The 524-nt window shown below is 53.4% G+C and carries 1 protein-coding gene; it reads right to left on the bottom strand.

Features of this window, described 5'->3' with window-relative positions; all coding sequences use genetic code 11:
* Positions 1–5: 5 nt before the first annotated feature.
* The coding region (locus ACTHUR_RS18060) for a toprim domain-containing protein (protein ID WP_440400128.1) at positions 6–524 on the bottom strand (519 nt) is incomplete at its 5' end.

Below are 524 nucleotides of genomic sequence, written 5' to 3'. Positions count from 1 at the left end.
CGTTTTCATAGTGTAACGTCTCCATTTTGTTGGATAGGGTCGTCTGATTGGGCTTCAGACGACCTTTTTTCTTTCAGTTCGTCCAATGCGTCATAGCCTGGTGTGTCGCTCTGCCATATGCGCGCCTTGATGCCCTGCTTGATGGCTCGGACTGCCAAATCATGCGCGGCTTTGAAACCTACGGGGCGCGGCGTGTCGTTATCGGCAATAATCACGATTTCCTTTAGGTCGTCTGAAAGCCGGTATTTCGCCATGCTGTTTGCGCTCAAGGCGGCGGATAAGCCCCAGTCATGGGCTTGGAACAGTTTACGGGCGGCAAGGGCGGTTTCTATACCCTCTGCGATGACAAGCCGTCCGTTTTCAGGAATGGGAAACAAGTGAACCGCCATGCCTGAAATGCTGCCCTGTTTGCGGCTCTGCATTTTCTTGGCGGGCAAATCTTCGCCCGTTTCGGGGTGTTTGATTGCCAGCTTTCGATAATGCGGGGCGTGTAGTCCGTCCTCTCCACATGGCTTGTCATAGGT

This window comes from Neisseria sp. P0021.S007 (assembly GCF_051956855.1).
This window is presented reverse-complemented; position numbering and strand designations above follow the sequence as displayed.